General features: G+C 56.2%; 15 protein-coding genes and 1 pseudogene. 10 read left to right on the top strand and 6 right to left on the bottom strand.

The genetic code is table 11. From position 1 onward, the window contains the following. Position 1 precedes the first annotated feature (1 nt). Positions 2 to 397: a type II toxin-antitoxin system VapC family toxin gene (locus tag E9954_RS18480; RefSeq protein WP_136080767.1), complete on the bottom strand. Its 396-nt coding sequence runs from the start codon at positions 395 to 397 to the stop codon at positions 2 to 4. Positions 398 to 449: 52 nt separating this feature from the next. Continuing rightward, the gene (thrC, locus tag E9954_RS18475) at positions 450 to 1,817 is read right to left on the bottom strand and encodes a threonine synthase (protein ID WP_136081254.1); all 1,368 of its coding nucleotides are present in this window, start codon (positions 1,815 to 1,817) and stop codon (positions 450 to 452) included. 123 nt (positions 1,818 to 1,940) lie between these two features. Between thrC and epsC the strand changes: the two genes are divergently transcribed. The 3 genes from epsC (at position 1,941) to rplT (ending at position 3,653) form a co-directional block, all read left to right on the top strand. Beyond that, the gene (gene epsC / locus E9954_RS18470) at positions 1,941 to 2,882 is read left to right on the top strand and encodes a serine O-acetyltransferase EpsC (RefSeq protein ID WP_187357961.1); all 942 of its coding nucleotides are present in this window, start codon (positions 1,941 to 1,943) and stop codon (positions 2,880 to 2,882) included. Positions 2,883 to 3,090: 208 nt separating this feature from the next. Next, the gene (gene rpmI, locus E9954_RS18465) at positions 3,091 to 3,279 is read left to right on the top strand and encodes a 50S ribosomal protein L35 (protein ID WP_136080766.1); all 189 of its coding nucleotides are present in this window, start codon (positions 3,091 to 3,093) and stop codon (positions 3,277 to 3,279) included. Positions 3,280 to 3,296: 17 nt separating this feature from the next. Continuing rightward, entirely contained in the window at positions 3,297 to 3,653 is a 357-nt protein-coding gene (gene rplT, locus E9954_RS18460; protein WP_136080765.1) for a 50S ribosomal protein L20, read from the top strand. A gap of 56 nt (positions 3,654 to 3,709) precedes the next feature. Here rplT and E9954_RS18455 read toward each other — a convergent pair whose 3' ends face one another. Then, on the bottom strand, positions 3,710 to 4,408 hold the full coding sequence (locus tag E9954_RS18455) for a hypothetical protein (protein ID WP_136080764.1): 699 nt from the start codon (positions 4,406 to 4,408) through the stop codon (positions 3,710 to 3,712). Between the two features lie 84 nt (positions 4,409 to 4,492). After that, entirely contained in the window at positions 4,493 to 5,476 is a 984-nt protein-coding gene (locus tag E9954_RS18450) for a M23 family metallopeptidase (protein WP_136080763.1), read from the bottom strand. Positions 5,477 to 5,549: 73 nt separating this feature from the next. Here E9954_RS18450 and E9954_RS33700 point away from each other — a divergent pair. Beyond that, positions 5,550 to 5,639 (top strand): annotated as a pseudogene (locus E9954_RS33700) (50S ribosomal protein L20); the annotation flags it as partial. Between the two features lie 59 nt (positions 5,640 to 5,698). Here E9954_RS33700 and E9954_RS18440 read toward each other — a convergent pair. Together E9954_RS18440 and E9954_RS33520 are read right to left on the bottom strand one after the other, a co-directional pair. Beyond that, positions 5,699 to 6,115 carry an ORF6N domain-containing protein gene (locus E9954_RS18440; RefSeq protein ID WP_222847231.1) on the bottom strand — a complete coding sequence of 139 codons (417 nt, stop codon included), beginning with the start codon at positions 6,113 to 6,115 and terminating at the stop codon, positions 5,699 to 5,701. Next, positions 6,108 to 6,221: an ORF6N domain-containing protein gene (locus E9954_RS33520; RefSeq protein ID WP_222847230.1), complete on the bottom strand. Its 114-nt coding sequence runs from the start codon at positions 6,219 to 6,221 to the stop codon at positions 6,108 to 6,110. Before E9954_RS33520 ends, E9954_RS18440 begins: the two co-directional genes overlap by 8 nt. A 172-nt stretch (positions 6,222 to 6,393) precedes the next feature. Between E9954_RS33520 and trpD the strand changes: the two genes are divergently transcribed. The 6 genes from trpD to E9954_RS18410 all read left to right on the top strand — a co-directional run bounded on the left by trpD (position 6,394) and on the right by E9954_RS18410 (position 15,834). Beyond that, the gene (trpD, locus tag E9954_RS18435; RefSeq protein ID WP_136080762.1) at positions 6,394 to 7,404 is read left to right on the top strand and encodes an anthranilate phosphoribosyltransferase; all 1,011 of its coding nucleotides are present in this window, start codon (positions 6,394 to 6,396) and stop codon (positions 7,402 to 7,404) included. A gap of 4 nt (positions 7,405 to 7,408) precedes the next feature. Continuing rightward, the gene (locus E9954_RS18430) at positions 7,409 to 8,815 is read left to right on the top strand and encodes an MltF family protein (protein ID WP_136080761.1); all 1,407 of its coding nucleotides are present in this window, start codon (positions 7,409 to 7,411) and stop codon (positions 8,813 to 8,815) included. Between the two features lie 265 nt (positions 8,816 to 9,080). After that, positions 9,081 to 13,679, top strand: a complete 4,599-nt coding sequence (locus tag E9954_RS18425) for a tetratricopeptide repeat protein (RefSeq protein ID WP_136080760.1) — start codon at positions 9,081 to 9,083, stop codon at positions 13,677 to 13,679. Between the two features lie 23 nt (positions 13,680 to 13,702). Next, positions 13,703 to 14,167 carry a DUF3592 domain-containing protein gene (locus E9954_RS18420; RefSeq protein ID WP_136080759.1) on the top strand — a complete coding sequence of 155 codons (465 nt, stop codon included), beginning with the start codon at positions 13,703 to 13,705 and terminating at the stop codon, positions 14,165 to 14,167. Continuing rightward, on the top strand, positions 14,164 to 14,361 hold the full coding sequence (locus tag E9954_RS18415) for a hypothetical protein (protein ID WP_136080758.1): 198 nt from the start codon (positions 14,164 to 14,166) through the stop codon (positions 14,359 to 14,361). Before E9954_RS18420 ends, E9954_RS18415 begins: the two co-directional genes overlap by 4 nt. Before the next feature lie 81 nt (positions 14,362 to 14,442). Then, positions 14,443 to 15,834: an Lcl domain-containing protein gene (locus E9954_RS18410; protein WP_136080757.1), complete on the top strand. Its 1,392-nt coding sequence runs from the start codon at positions 14,443 to 14,445 to the stop codon at positions 15,832 to 15,834. The last annotated feature ends 2 nt before the right edge of the window (positions 15,835 to 15,836 follow it).

The following is a 15,836-nucleotide window of genomic DNA, read 5'->3' as shown; positions in this document are numbered from 1 at the left end:
ATCAGACCTCCATTACCTCGATGCACATTTCCTGGGCCATGCCCACCATCTGTTTATCCAAAGAAAGCAGCGGGGATTTATAGCGCATGGCACATGCTAAAAGATAGGCGTCGTAAGCATAGATCCCATTCCGATTCGATATCACCAGAGCTTCCGTCAAATCGACATCCATGAAACGTATGGGAATTGAGCGAAAAGCACTCAACGCCTTCTCAACTTGCACAAATGTCACCCGCCCCCGCTTGAGCATCGCGGAAAAAGCATTGCCGATTTCCCAATAGACCGACTTGGGTGCGAGTAACGAGCACCCATCGACCAGTCCAATTAGTTTTGCCTTCTCAGGCTCATTGGCAATGACAGCAATGAGCGCCGAAGTATCGATGACCACGTTTTTCATGGCTCACACTTTACAATTGTACAACTGCCTGTCAAGCAATGCGCTCTGGTCGTTATATGTGCCCAACCAAATACTGCTTCACGGCGTCGATGTCGTTGGCGATGGGATCGCAGCGGGTTTCGGCGTCGGCGAGGGCGTCGAGCGTCGGATGGTGGACGGCTTCGCCGGTGGCATCGATGATGGCCTGGGTGAATTTGGCCGGATGGGCGGTGGCGAGGCAGATGGTTGGCGATTCCTCCATCTGGAACTTTTCGGCAACCAGCACGCCGACGGCGGTATGCGGATCGAGCACATAGCCGTATTCGTCCTTGTAGCGCTTGATGGTTTCGAGCGTGGCGGCGGTGTCGCCCTTCCCGGCCACAAAGAGGTCGTCGACCACGCCGTTTTCGTTCAGCTCGACCTTGAGCGAACCCTTTTCCTTGAAATCGTTCATCAGGCCAACAAGCTTTTCGGCATCCTGGCCGACCTTGAAGTAGAGATAGCGTTCGAAATTGCTGGCGACTTGGATATCCATGGAGGGGCTAATGGTGGAAACCACATCGGCCATGCCGTAGACGCCGGTGTTGAAGAAGCGCGAGAGGATGTCGTTTTCGTTGGTGGCGAGGATCAGCTTGCCGATGGGCAATCCCATCTGCTGAGCCAGGTAGCCGGCGAGGATGTCGCCGAAGTTTCCGGTCGGGACGGAGAATTGAACGCTCTTGGCTCCGGTCTGGAACGCGGAATAAAAATAGTAGACGGTTTGCGCCAGCACGCGCGCCCAGTTGACGGAGTTGACGGAGCCGAGCGAGTGCCCGGTTTTGAAGTCCACATCGCCAAAGGTGGTTTTCATGATGTTCTGGCAATCGTCGAAGGTGCCATCGACCGCGAGGTTGAAGACGTTGGCGTCGAGTACGCTGGTCATCTGCTTTTCCTGCAGCGGGCTGGTGCGCCCGGCCGGATGCATGATGAAAATATTGATGTTCGGCTTGCCGCGCACCCCGTGGATCGCCGCGCTGCCGGTGTCGCCGGAGGTGGCGCCGAGAATGTTCAGCTTGCCGCCGCGCTTTTCCAATATATAGGAAAAGAGGTTGCCGAGGAACTGGAGGGCAACATCCTTGAAGGCCAGCGTTGGCCCGTGGAAGAGTTCCAGGATTTCGAAATCGCCCACCTGGACGGAAGGCGCCACCTCGGGATGGTTGAAGGTGGCGTAGGAATCGTCGATCAGCTTTTTCAGGTCGGCCGCCGGAATGTCGGTGGCGAAGAGGCTGATCACCTCGAAGGCGAGCTCGGTGTAGGAAAGCTTCGACCACGCCTCCAGCCGGTCCGAGACGTCCGGAAGCGACTCCGGCAAAAGCAGGCCGCCATCGGGCGCCAGCCCGGTCATGACCGCATCCTGAAATCCAATGGGGGCCATCTGCCCGCGTGTGCTGATATACTTCATCATTAGAACCCTCGAAAATGTGAGGCGGGATATTTAATGATGCGCCCCCCCGATTAAAGAATAAAATTGCCTCCAGCGCAGGTCGCCGCTAGCTTGATCCGCGATTAAACCGAAGGAAGCTGGATGAACACCATCAAACAGATCGAAGAAACCGCCAACAACCTGGTGCCCCTCTATGCCCAGGAGGAGCACGACCTGCCAGACCGCCCCTTGTGGTCGCACCCGGAAATCGACCAGGTGATTGAAGCGCTGCGCCTGCTTTCGGACGTGCTTTTCCCGGGGCGGCACATCCCCGAACCGGTGGACTTCAGGAGCTTTTTCATCAAGCAGCTCAAAAACACCTCCGAAATCCTGGAGCAGGAAATCGAAAAAGCCCTGCCCTTCCGCTGGATGGGCGCCGCCGACCTGCACGAAAAGCGCCTGCCGATCGACAACCTGTTCCTGGCCTCGACCGAATTGGTCAACACCTTCCTGCAAAAGATCCCGGAAATCCGGACGATGCTGATCGAGGACGTGAAGGCCGCCTACAACGGCGACCCCGCCGCACTGAGCTATGCGGAGGTCAAGCTGGCCTACCCCGGCCTCGTGGCCATCACCTCGCACCGCATCGCCCACGAACTCTACAAACTCGACATCCCGCTGATCCCGCGCATCATGAGCGAATACACCCACTCGCTCACCGGCATCGACATCCATCCCGGCGCAACCATCGGCAAAGGCTTCTTCATCGACCACGGCACCGGCGTGGTCATCGGCGAAACCTGCCACATCGGCAACCAGGTCAAACTCTACCAGGGCGTGACCCTCGGCGCGAAAAGCTTCCCGCTCGACGAGCACGGCCGCCCCATCAAACACATCCAGCGCCACCCGACCGTGGAGGACAACGTGATCGTCTACGCCAACAGCACGATTCTCGGGGGCGACACCGTCATTGGCCAGGGTTCCACCGTGGCCGGCAACGTGTTCCTGATGAAAAGCACACCGCCGCGCAGCCTGGTGACCCGCTCGGAAGAAGGAATCATAATCCGCACCCGCGAGGTGCACGGGCACGGGATGGGGATATGAGGAATGGACGGTTCGAATGAGGATTGACCGGATTATCGGGAAGAACCTTCCCGCCGCAATCCGGCTTCCATTTGCCCCTTGATTCAACAATCCATTTTTCTCGGAAAAAAGGATGGACTAGCCAGGGGCCTTTCCCTATACATAACCCTCTTTTGCGCGATTCCCCGATCTCGCATAGGTCTGAATTTTTAAAAACGAAGGTGTTACCATGCCTAAAATGAAAACAAAAAAGTGTGCCGCCAAACGGTTTAGCAAAACCGGCACCGGCAAGCTGAAGCGCAACCACATGGGTGGAAGCCACATCCTATCGAACAAGAATCGTAAACAAAAACGGAAACTGCGTAGTCAGGACATCGTCGATAAGTCGGACATGAAGCGCATTACCCCGTTTATCTAATTGCTGGAGATTGAACCATGCCAAGAGCAACCAATGGACCGGCCTCGCGCCGGAGACGTAACAACCGCCTGAAACTCGCCAAGGGTTTCCGTGGCGCACGTAGCAAGCTTTTCCGCCAGGCTACCGAAGCCGTAGACCGCGCACAGGCCATGGCCTATGTGCACCGCAAGCACAAGAAACGCAACTTCCGCCGCCTGTGGATTGTTCGCGTGAACGCCGCTTGCCGCATGAACGGCATTTCCTACAGCCGCTTCATCGATGGCTGCAACAAGGCCGGCATCACCATCAACCGCAAGATGCTTTCGGAAATCGCCATTCACGATGCCGAAGGATTCGCCAAAGTGGTTGAAACAGCAAAAGCGAAGATTGCTTAAGCAAACCCAAGCTTTTCTGCAAAGAGCGTCCCAACCGGGCGCTCTTTTTTTGTGCCCTACTTTTCCGGAACGGGCTGAAATCGCTGATCAAAGCGATCTCCGCGCGAAAAGGCCGAAAGCTTTCCCGCATCCTTTTTAAAGGCAGCGGGATAGCCCGCCAAAGCAACCAGACTCCCGGTATCATCGGAAACCTCCACCAGATAACCGGCATACTTCGGGACGGCCCGCGCCCCTCTTGCTTTTCGAAGACGAAATTTAAAATCAAGCGTTAACGGTTCGGCAGTCGGAAGCCGGAAGGGATACGTTTTTCTATCTATGACCGTGTAATGGGAAGCCCCAGCCTCTTTTCCAACCAGCAGGATCTTCATATTCACCTTCTCGCGGTAGGTGCCTCCCGGAGGCTTCACGTTGGTCCGGAGTGTCACCTCCTGCCACTCGTCTGTCTTTTTGCCCACATCCACCGACACGTTTATATCCAGCATGGGACAGACCGGAGATTGAGCCCCCTGCCCGGCCTCCGCATTCTCTCCGGCTTTAATGTATTCCTGATCCGCGGATGACAGATCGCTGATAAATACAACCCGAGGCTCCGGCCAGTCCTCTACGGTGTAAAGGTGCACCTTGTCCCCATTAACTGCGTACTGTGTGGCCTGAACCGGCTTTCCCTTAACATGCCACGTGCGTTCTTTCTGCCGCCCCCACGCAAACACCTGAACCACTGACAACAGCACGACTGTAATACAAACCCATCTCATGAGATCCCCTTCGATTATTCATATCCGAAAGGCTCACATAATCCAGGTATTTATCCAAGCTCTGGAAAATCGTTTTCGAATACCCTAAAACGCAAACCCGTGGTTGACCGGATCCGCAAAGCCATAACCAATCTGAGGATCCCAATAGCCATACAGCCAAGGCCCCGCCGACGGTTCGGAATATGCCGGACCGCCATAAAACTCTTCAGCGCCGGCATCATCCGCCCTGTAATAGCGGATTTCAAAGTGCAGATGCGGTCCGCCCATCGTGCCGCTATACAGATTTCGGGAAACCAGTTCGCCCTTCTGCACGGCCTTGCCATCCATCCATAGACCGTCGGCTTCATCCAAATCCAGATCGATATGTCCATACAACGTGGAAATCTTTCCAACAACCACACCGTCGGCATCCATGATATCCATCGTAATGGCCAGATAGTGGCGATATTTATCGGCATCCCGATAAACCGCCACCACACCATCATGGGCGGCAAAGAGCTGTACGGCCACCTCCCTGGCTCCCACCTGCAGATCCGATGCCGGATGATACGACTGCGGTGTGCCCATAACCGGTTTGGTTGCTCCAAACTCGCCCCAACCAGGAACAGTATATGAGGGAACCTGACCGGTACCGTCCATCAACGGGTGATGAAAACCCTCCTTGCCGGCGTAGTATACAAAGCGATCCACCTCGGCCCGAAACGCATCGTTGCTCACGGCATTATAATAAACAGGCGTCAGCATGTTTTGAAATACCGCTTCCTCGGCCGAGGGATAGGTTTTGGCCAACCTGAAATATGCATGAGAAGCCTCCTCCTCACCGGTCTGGTTCGTCACCGTCGTCATTATCGAATTCCCGGCTCCAACCACCACGTCAACCGCGTTACTCCACTCGCCATCGTCCAAATCAGCCGCGTGCTGGACTTGATAGGCAACATTCGATTCTGCATGCCATGAAAGATAGAGAACCTCATTGCTGCCCACCACCGAAAACCCTTTACTTGCGAGAACCAACCCCGCAAAAACCACCGCCAGCATTCTCTGAATCAATACCGCTACAGCCATCATTCACCTCCGGTCATCTTAAGCAAACGATGCAGGACGGAATTATATTGCCCAAATAGTCCGTCCCATGGCCTATGTGCACCGCAAGATGCTTTCGGAAATCGCCATTCACGATGCCGAAGGTTTCGCCAAAGTGGTTGAAGTCGCAAAAGCCAAGATCGCTTAAACAAGCGCCTAGCTTATTTGCAAAGACCGCCCAACATGGCGGTCTTTTTTTTTGTGTCATTACTTCCCATCTCCCTTGTAGTCGAAACCGATCTTACGTTTGGGCGGATCGGGCGGTGGCTCCAGCAGGGGCTGGAGGTTTTGCCAGATCGTACGTAGCGCCTGGTCGTGTTCCAGCAGGGTCGTATCGATCTCGGCAAGCCGTTTTAGGATTTCCGCGTTGGCTGTCAACCGCTCCCGCATCTGCACAAAAGCCCGCACGACGAACACGCTCATCGCCACCGCCTCTGGGCTGTTGAGGATAGATGCGGCCATAATTGCACCATGTTCAGTGAAGACATACGGGAGTTGCGGGGAAAACTTGAGTTTTTGGAGGTGGTCGCAATTTGCGACCACCTCTGCTTTTTCGTCATCCCTTAGCCGAAACATGAAATCTTCCGGAAAACGGTCGGCATTACGCTTTACCTGTTCATTCAACCGTTTTTGTCTCCACCCCATAGATTCCCGCCAAGTCGGCATCGAGAATCACACGTTGTCCTCGTAGCGTAAGGATCAGCGGCTCAATCGGCTTCAGCTCATTCATTTGGCTTTCTCCAACTCACCTCAACAAGAAACATACATACTCTTACTTTCAATAACAGGAAAAGAACACTCATCAATTGCTTCGGGCAGGATTAATGACTGGAGCTTCCGGCTTCCATTCACATCTCCCGTTTACTATCGTTTTTCAATTATTGAAGACTCGGGAGCAAAGTATGATCAAAGAAGCCATTGCCAAACTCGTCAGCAAGGAAACCCTCAGCCGCGCGGAGGCCGCGGGAGCGATGACCGACATTATGTCGGGCAACGCCACCGAGGCGCAGATCGGCGCGTTCATTACCGGGCTTCGGTTGACGGGCGAGACGCCGGAAGCCATTGCGGGCTGTGCCGAGGTGATGCGGGCCAATGCCACCAAGATTAAATGCGACGATCCCAACGCGGTCGACATTGTCGGCACCGGCGGCGATGGCGCCCACACCTTCAACATTTCCACCACCTCCGCCTTCGTGATTGCCGGTGCGGGCGTAACGGTCGCCAAGCATGGCTCCTACGGCGTATCGAGCAAGTGCGGTGCGGCCAACGTCCTGCAAGAACTGGGCGTGAACATACAGTATACCCCGCAGCGCATGGAGGAGTGCCTGGCCGAGCTCGGCATCGCGTTCCTGTTTGCGCCGGGCCTGCACCCGGCCATGAAACACGTGGTTGGCCCGCGCCGCGAGCTGGGCGTCTGGAGCATCTTCAATATTCTCGGCCCGCTCTGCAATCCGGCGGGCGTCAAGAACGGCATCATGGGCGTCTTCAAACCGGAGCTGGTGCCGATCGTCTCCGACGCCTGCGCCCAGCTGGAAATGAACTACCAGTTCATCGTGCACGGCAACGACGGTCTCGACGAGTTCACCACAACCACGACAACCATGGTCACCGAAATCCGCCGCGGCAAGGTCGAGAGCTACGAAGTCCAACCCGCCGGACTCGGCCTGGAAACGGCTTCCGCATCCGACCTGACTGGCGGCGAGCCGGCCGAGAACGCCGAACTGACCTATGCCCTGCTCAAAGGCGAAAAGGGGCCGAAGCGCGATATTGTCCTGCTCAACTCCGCCTTTGCCATCATGGCCGGCGGCAAGGCCGACAATCCGAAGGACGGCCTCGCCCTCGCCGCCGAATCGATCGACTCCGGCGCTGCCTTGCAGAAACTTGAATCGCTGGCCAAAATGTCCCACGGATAAGATTATGACCAAACTACTGATGGCAGCAGTTATTCTACTCGGGGCATCTGCCCATGCCGACCTCGAAGCCCTTCCCCGCGGACTGGAGGAAGCGAACAAGAAAGGTGTTCAACTCGACCTCGAAGCGCTTAAGGAGCGCGGGTTCATCCGGGTGCTGACACGCAACAACCCGGCGTGCTATTTCATGCACCGCGGCCAACTGATGGGCTTTGAATACGAACTGGCCCAGCACTTCGCCAAAAAGCATGGGCTCGAAGTGCTCGTCATCGTTCCAGACAACTGGAGCGACATGGGCCAGTATTTGCGCGACGGACGGGCCGACATGATTGCCGCAACCGTCACCATCACCAAGGAACGCTTTGAGAGAAAAAGCGATCTTCAATTCTGCCACTACTACGGCGAATTCTACGAAGACATTGTCGGGCGCGCCGACGACCGTTCCATCAAGAGCGTCGAGGATCTAAAGGGGCGCTCGATCTATGTTCGCGCATCGAGCTCCTACTATGAATCGCTGGTCAACCTGCAGGACCAGAGCAAGGTAAGATTCAAGATAAAGCTCGTCCCCGAAAGCATGGAGACCTTCGAGATCCTCGACAAGGTCGCCAGCGGCGAATTCGACCTGACCTGTGCGGACCGCACTCTACTGAACCAGAGCGTCCGCCTGGGCGAACGGCTCAAACCCATTCTGAAGCTCAACCGTCCCCGTACCTATGGATGGGTAGTCCGCGACAACCAGCCCCAGCTGCGCGCCGCTGTCGATGCGTATTTCGAAAAAGAGCTGGGCGGGTCAACCTTCAACACCATCTACAACCGCTATTTCAACCTATCGCGCAATACCACGCTCGACGACAAGTTCAACACGATGGAGCCCGGACAAATCTCGCCCTACGACGACCTGGTGAAAAAGCATGCGGCGACCTACGAATTCCCGTGGACACTGATCTGCTCGCAAATGTTCCAGGAAAGCAGCTTCCGGGAGGACGCCGTTTCATGGTCGGGTGCACAGGGCCTGATGCAGCTGATGCCGGCCACCGCCAAGGAGGTCGGCGTGAAGAATCCGTTCGATCCAGACGACAACATCCGCGGCGGAACCTACTATCTGAAAAAGCAGTACCGGCGCGTTCCGGACGAGGTTGATACCGTCAACACCACCTGCTTTGCCCTCGCCTCGTACAACGGGGGCTACGGCCACCTGATCGATGCCCGCAAGCTCGCGAAGCAGCTTGGCAAGGATCCAAACGTCTGGACGGACAACGTCGACCATGCCTACGCGCTGCTCTCCGAGCCCTACTATTCCAAACGCGCAAAGTATGGCTACTGCCGCAGCGAGGAAATCATTGGCTACGTCCGCAAGATCATGAGCCGCTATATCGCCTACGACGCGGCCATCAACACCTCCATCGCACCATAGGAACAAGATCAGTTTTCCCTGTCTTTCACCCGACAGGATACAGCACTCCGCCTTGCACGCCGCTACGCACTTGCGGTCTTCGACTTCCTGCTTGAAAAAGACCTCCGATATTATTATCGTTTTTGTAACATATAGACGGGTTGCTGTTCGAAATCAGGATCACCCCGGAAATATGAACGGGAGGTCTCTTGTGAATAAAGATTGGCTGGCATTTCTTTCCCTTTGGTCAGGGTCGCGCTTAAACACTGCGACAATGGCGGCTTTCGTGAAAACCTTCACGAATACGCTCCCCTCCATCCAGGCAAGAGCCATACGGGTTATCACCTTGCTCTGCATCCCGGCTTCACTGCTATGCGCCGTGCTGGCGGTAGGCTGCTCCTCCACGACCTCATCGACGCCCGATCACGGGCAGGCTTCGGAGCCGATCCGAACCAGATTGTTGTTGTTAAAGATTCAGAAGGCACTCGAAACCAATGATGTGAAGCAAGCATGGCTTCTCCATGAACAGTGGGAGGCCGAAGAAGGCCCATCCGCAGACACTTGTCTTTTGAAGGCCCAATTGCTTTCGCGCATGAGGGCAGATGTTGCCGTACAGGAAGAAACGCGGAAGGCATTATTGCTGTTCCCCGAAAGCGACAAAAGGGCAGAGCTGCTCCTGCTGAAGGCGGAGGCCCATACGGTCGTTATGGAATACCCCGCCGCCTGGCACGCGTACTGGATCGCGATGAACCTCAAATCCGGCGGCAACCTTGATTCAAGTTCGCAGCAGGAGGCATGGCGCACCTTGGCCTTGACCCTTGCCCCCCATGCCGAATATCACGCTGCAGCCATAGCGGAACTCACTGCCAGCAATGAAATTGTTAAAAAGGGGGAAGGCCTCACGCCAGAGGAACTGACGGAACGAATCCGCATTGCGACAGAACACGGCGCGGACGCGGTTGCGCTACATGCCGCAGCCATGCTGCTCAGCATGACGGAAGGTGTGGACAACACCATCCGCGCACAGACCCAACAAGCGGCAACGGAATCGTTAAAGAGGGCTGACGAACTCGCCGGGAAGGCATCCCTCGCCTGGAGGGAAGGACGGTTTCCAGCAGCGGCGGATCTAACCCGCCAGGCGCTGTCGATTCAGCCGGAACTCCCGGCCGCGCTTGCGGTTCAGTGGAAAGCCGTATCTCGGCAGGGCGATCTTGCCTCATCGATCAAGGCGCTCAGGCAATTCTGGCGTACCGACGCGACGGACCTTTACATTCCCGAAGACCAAGCCTCGGACCAAGCCATCGCGGCGGGAGACTGGCCCCTGCTCTTTTCCCTCGCCGAACAAGCCCTGATCATCGCGCCCCTGCGCACGGATGCGCTTGACCAACGGTGCATGGCCGCCTGGGCGATGGGTCTCGATCATTATGTCAAGTGGCCGGAACCCCACCCCCAGATTGACTCTTCACTGGAAGGAATACTCAGTCGATCCATTGATTTATGGAACATGCGGTGGAACGTGCGATATTCCAACGCAATCAAATCGGACCATGCCAAAAATCGCTTCGAGTATTGGCACGAAAACGCGTGGCGCGAAAAAAAGAACACGGAAGGCGAGGTTGGATTTTCTTTTGTGCTTACCTACCAGACCCCCAAGGGGAACGAAAAAGAGATCTCGCTCTGCCTAAAACCCATCTTCGAAAAAATGCATGGATCCAAACGGGAACTCTACCAGCGCTACCGGGAATGGCTGTTTAATAATGACGAGGCCTCTCTCAAGCACCTGCTCGAAACGGAAGGAGAAGAAGGGTTAGCCGCCCTGCTTGCCGGGCAGGCGAACATTTTAAAAGATAAGGAACTGGAGCGGAAGCTTCTGCACCGGGGGCTGGAAGATTCCTCGACCTCCCTGCCGATGCGCCTGTTTGTCTACCGCTCCATATCCACCCAAGCCACCCCCCGGGGACTTCCTCCGGCGCGATCCACGACACCGATCCTGATCCAGGATCTTAAGGACTACGATGCAAGGGCGCTGCCTGGGCAACGGGTTGCCTTGGGAATGCCCGAAGATCAGAGAGAAACCCTGAAAAGCGGGAGGTATGCCCCCCAAACCCTCCCTTCATCCGCATGTGTACGTTTGGTCAATACCATTAAGGGACGAAAGGTTTCGCTGAATGCTGGCACCCAGCGGCCCCGGCTGCTGGAACTGACCGACTTCGAATTCACCGTTTTCCAACAGAAAAACAAAACCTCGGAATATTCGGAGCAGGTGTGGCTGGTAAACGATTGCAAGGTGAACGGGTATTCCCTTGATGTGGACACGCTATTCATCGCGAACCATTCCGAAGGACGCCTTCATGATAGAATCCAGGTAAGCGGTTCGGGAAAACTGGTCATGCGCGGAAAGGGTGTTTCCGCAGAAAACGGTCTCTTCATAAAAGATAACGGCCAGGCCTTTTTCGAGGACATCCATCTGAATCGCATTCAACTCGATGGACCGGATTGCCGCGTCAACGCGAGGCAGGTGGCTGTCTATGATATAGAAAGCACCTTATTTGCAATCAATGGGGCATCCATCTCAAGTAGCGGCTTCATCCCTCTCAGCATGCGATCCGGCATCAAGACCGCAACGCAGGGCGACGCCCCTCCCCCATCCTTCCATGCCAACTCGCCAAGGGAACCCGTTTCTTCAAAAACGGCAAGCCTGCCTCTCGAAAGGATCCCAACGCTCTATTACCAGGGGGAGGCGGGAACACGGTTCCTCCTTTCAGATGGCTCATTCGTAACGGCGACCGACCGGGTTAACCTGCGGCCGGGACAAATCATTGAAGGTCAAACCACGGGCACCAAACTGACCTCGCATACCGACTTCGGCGACTTCCCAAACCTTTTGCGCGTCAAAGGCCCTTCCGGGCAGGCCACTGTCGTCCGGAATTTGGAAATCGATGCTTCAGGGTCTCCGATCCCCTCCGGGAAACAGGCCGCGGCAATCGAAGTCGAAAACGCTGTGCTCATTTTGGACCACGTCCAGCAAGCGGACAACGAAAAGGTGCGGCAGGCGGGAAGCACCGGTGCGCTCGCATATCTGCACGTCAAGCATGGCGGCAAAGTCCTCATCAAGAACAGCACGATCCATGGCAAGATCGTTGCGGAGCCGGGTTGCGAAGTATTCCTTTCAAACGTGGCGGGAACGCAGATCGTATTCGAGGGCGGCGGGCGGCTGTTCGTTGATCCGGCGAACCCGGTGAACGATCCGGTCCAAGTGATCGGAACCTTCACAAACTATTTCGGCCCGTCGGGCAAAGTAGCCTTTGTCGAACCGAAACCCGATCCTGACGAGCTGGCGCGTTCACGGCGCACTAATTCCACGTTGGACGACATCACCGACATCGACTGGCCATACTTCAACACACACGCGCCCAAAGAACCCCGTACGACCAAAACCGTTGAGGTGCCCGTCAAGGAAGTAGCATATCGCTATGCGGCCGGCACACTCGTTCGGCTGTCAGCAGGTGAACACCACTCGATCTATCCCAGCAAAAACATCAAGGTGACCCCTGGCGTTGTCATCCAAGGGAACAAGGAAGCGACGGAGCCGAAAACGACGTTTGATATCATCGCCGATCCCAACAAGGGGTATTGGGGAGGTATCGGCGTTTTTGGCCCCTCCTATAAAGTGGCCATGATCAGCGATGTCGTCCTGAACCTGAAACAGGAAGATACCCATACGTGGGCGCGCGGGAAGGGGCGAGAGGTATCCGCGGCCATCGAGGTCAACGACGCCTATGCCATCCTGCGCAATATTCGGCAGATCAATGAAAACGGAAACAAGCAAGCCGCCCAGGAAGGGGATCTTGTTTTCCTGCACGTTAAGAATGGCGGGAAGGTGCTGCTCGAAAACAACTTGATCCATGGGAAGGTAATCGCGGATCCCGGTTGCGAGGTCTACCTCTCCAAGGATAACGGAGCTCATTTTACATTTGAAGGAGGAGGGCGGATCATAGTTGATCCTTTATTCCCCCCCCATCAGCGTGTGGTTGTGAGCGGGAAAGGTTCCCTGTATGCCGGGCCCGAGAAACTGGTTCGATACATTGGCGGCGCAGGTGATTCCGCTGAAAAGAAACGAGAAAGGAACGCGGCATGGGCGATTGCATCTTCAACGCTCGAGTCTTCGTGGAGCCGCGCGAAAACAACGGATGAGCGAATCGCAGCGGTGAAAACCTTTTCCGACGCCGTCTTCGCGGCCCACAAAAAATCAGATCTTTTGGATACCGATGTCGATCCCTATTTACTGAACGCGCTGCTTCCCAAGTTCCAATCCAATCGGGAAGAGGCCCCTTATCTTTACTATGCATCCGAAAACCGAATTACAAGTTCCTACCTCATGAGCCACCTGGAAGAGATGCCGCACGGATGGTTGATAAAAAATCGATTCCGTGCTTATCGGATAGCGGAAGTGTTATCGAATAACGATACGGACAAAATCGCTATATATAAGCGTCTGGCAATGTTACATCCAAAAAGCGCAGGCTTTGAGGCCTTTGCACAAGCCATTCGCAACGGGAAAAATCCTCAGATCGCCTTATCGATTGGAGAAGCCGCCGAGTTGGCGGAAAGAAAAGCGTCACAGGCGGCCGCAGCCGCTCGTGCCGAAGCTGAAGAACGACGCCGGGCGGATGAGGCGTGGAACGCCTCTCTGCAGTATCGCGAACCAACTAGGGCCGGCTGGCAAGGCGGCTGGTCGGGTTCAGCCTCCGCCGGGGGGTCGGGCAACTCCTCCTGGAACGATTATAAAAACAACGCGGAAGCCCAACGGAAAGCCGCGCAGGCGCAACAACGAGAACGCGACATGAAGAATAAAATTTTCAAAGACAAGAGTTTCTACCAATAGCGCTGTGTGCTGAATTAAACGCGATGAAACAAAACGTCAAGTATGCCGCCATCTGGTTCTTGATCGGCTTTGCGCTGATCAAATTCCTCGGCTGGGACCAGCTGGCCGACCAGCGCGAAACCGCCGGGTGGCGGAAGATCGAAGCGACTGTGCAATCCTGCAACGTCACACTGGCCGGCAACCGAAGCGACTATAATCTCGGCATTCAATTCCGGGCGGACATCGACGACAGCATTCATTCCTATACCTGCTTCCGCAGCTCGGGGCCGAAGGGCCAGATGGATAAGCTGGCCGAAACCACCTATGCGCCCGGAGCAACGATTGCCGTTTTCATCAACCCGGACGATCCCGCCGAATACCGTTTCCCCCAGCGCGCCCTCGGCCCCTGGCTAGTGGGCATTCTCCCCGGTGCGTTTTTTATCCTGATGGGTCTGAGCGTATTGCGCGCCCCTAAAAAAGAACCATCAACAACCGGAATCCCGGAATGAAGAAGCGGCTGTTCTATTGTTATCTGACCGCCTGCATCGGGATCGGCGGCTGGCTCGGCCATCTCGAATGGGACGGAATCGTCGGAGCCCTCGGCGGCGGATTCATCGGCCTGCTCATCGGACTCGCACTCTTTGCATGCTTTGCCATCATCCTGGCTCTCCTACCGCATAAGAACAACGCACCTCGCACATGACAGCATTGTAATCCAATTCGGGGCAATTTGCGTGGATGTCCGACCGTTTGCTCGCTATAACGAACGAGAAAGGATCATCCCATGAAACGTCTACTGTTGATAGCAAGCGCCTTCGCCTCCAGTGCTTTTGCACTCACCTACCCGATTGTCGATACCGGGCAAACCCAGGCCTACGGGGAAGATGCCGGGCAGGACGCCCACTACCTCGCCAACGCGCCGTCCTACAAAGACAACGGCGACGGCACCGTTACCGACCTTGTTACCGGCCTGATGTGGACAAAGGATCCCGGTGACAAGATGACCTATACCGACGCGCTGAAAAACGCTCCCAAATGCAAGGTCGGCGGCCATGGCGACTGGCGCCTGCCCACCATCAAGGAACTCTATTCGCTGATCAAACTCGATGGTCTCGACCCCGACCCGATGAGCCGCGACGAATCCGGCCTCAAACCCTTCATCGATGATTCCATCTTCAACTTCACCTACGGGAAAGAGGAGGACGGCGAGCGCATCATCGACTCCCAGTTTGCCTCCGGCACCAAGTATGTCAGCACCACCATGGGCAAAAATGAAACGATGTTCGGCGTCAACTTTGCCGACGGGCGGATCAAGGGCTATCCCATAAAGAGCCGCCGGGGCGACAAGCTGTTCTACGTCCTCTACGTCCGCGGCAACCCCGACTACGGCGTCAACCAATTCAAGGACAACGGCGACGGAACCATTACCGACGCGGCCACCGGCCTGACCTGGATGCAGGCCGACAGCGGCAAGGGCATGGACTGGCCATCAGCTCTCGAATATGCCGAGGGCATGGAATTCGCCGGGCATTCCGACTGGCGCCTGCCGAATGCGAAAGAGCTGCAGAGCATTGTCGACTACACCCGCTCGCCCGACACCACGGATTCCCCTGCCATTGATCCAATCTTTGAGTCAACGGCAATCAAGAACGAAGGCGGCAAGAAGGATTTCGCCCACTACTGGAGCAGCAGCACGCACGCCAGCACCCGTAGCTCCGACACCGCCACCTATTTCGCGTTCGGCCGCTCCCTCGGCTGGATGGGCCCCGACGGCAACAAGAAACTGATGGATGTCCACGGCGCAGGCTCGCAACGCTCCGACCCGAAAACCGGGGATGCCTCCCAATTCCCGGAAGGCCGCGGCCCGCAGGGCGATGTGATCCGGATCGACAACATGGTGCGCCTGGTTCGCGGCGGCGTGGAAAAGATCGATCCCCCCGTTGCCAAGGAACCCAAACGCGGGCGGCGCGGCGGACAACTGTCGCAGTCCCGGCAAACCGGCCAGAGAAGCGGAGGCTCTTTCATGGAACGCGAAGACCGCAATGGCGACGGCAAAGTCTCCGAGGATGAATTTCGGGGGCCGATGGAGCATTTTATCCTGCTCGATAAGAACAACGACGGATACCTTTCCGAAAACGAAGCCCCCACCGGCCCGCCACCCGAACGACGGAGATAAGC

Source organism: Pontiella desulfatans, from assembly GCF_900890425.1.
GTDB classification, from domain to species: domain Bacteria; phylum Verrucomicrobiota; class Kiritimatiellia; order Kiritimatiellales; family Pontiellaceae; genus Pontiella; species Pontiella desulfatans.
This window is presented reverse-complemented; position numbering and strand designations above follow the sequence as displayed.

Bases quoted from the DNA above. Each gene is read 5' to 3' on its own strand.
- E9954_RS18480 (WP_136080767.1), bottom strand. From the start codon at position 397: ATGAAAAACGTGGTCATCGATACTTCGGCGCTCATTGCTGTCATTGCC.
- thrC (WP_136081254.1), bottom strand. From the start codon at position 1,817: ATGAAGTATATCAGCACACGCGGGCAGATGGCCCCCATTGGATTTCAG.
- epsC (WP_187357961.1), top strand. From the start codon at position 1,941: ATGAACACCATCAAACAGATCGAAGAAACCGCCAACAACCTGGTGCCC.
- rpmI (WP_136080766.1), top strand. From the start codon at position 3,091: ATGCCTAAAATGAAAACAAAAAAGTGTGCCGCCAAACGGTTTAGCAAA.
- rplT (WP_136080765.1), top strand. From the start codon at position 3,297: ATGCCAAGAGCAACCAATGGACCGGCCTCGCGCCGGAGACGTAACAAC.
- E9954_RS18455 (WP_136080764.1), bottom strand. From the start codon at position 4,408: ATGAGATGGGTTTGTATTACAGTCGTGCTGTTGTCAGTGGTTCAGGTG.
- E9954_RS18450 (WP_136080763.1), bottom strand. From the start codon at position 5,476: ATGATGGCTGTAGCGGTATTGATTCAGAGAATGCTGGCGGTGGTTTTT.
- E9954_RS33520 (WP_222847230.1), bottom strand. From the start codon at position 6,221: ATGAATGAGCTGAAGCCGATTGAGCCGCTGATCCTTACGCTACGAGGA.
- trpD (WP_136080762.1), top strand. From the start codon at position 6,394: ATGATCAAAGAAGCCATTGCCAAACTCGTCAGCAAGGAAACCCTCAGC.
- E9954_RS18430 (WP_136080761.1), top strand. From the start codon at position 7,409: ATGACCAAACTACTGATGGCAGCAGTTATTCTACTCGGGGCATCTGCC.
- E9954_RS18420 (WP_136080759.1), top strand. From the start codon at position 13,703: ATGAAACAAAACGTCAAGTATGCCGCCATCTGGTTCTTGATCGGCTTT.
- E9954_RS18415 (WP_136080758.1), top strand. From the start codon at position 14,164: ATGAAGAAGCGGCTGTTCTATTGTTATCTGACCGCCTGCATCGGGATC.
- E9954_RS18410 (WP_136080757.1), top strand. From the start codon at position 14,443: ATGAAACGTCTACTGTTGATAGCAAGCGCCTTCGCCTCCAGTGCTTTT.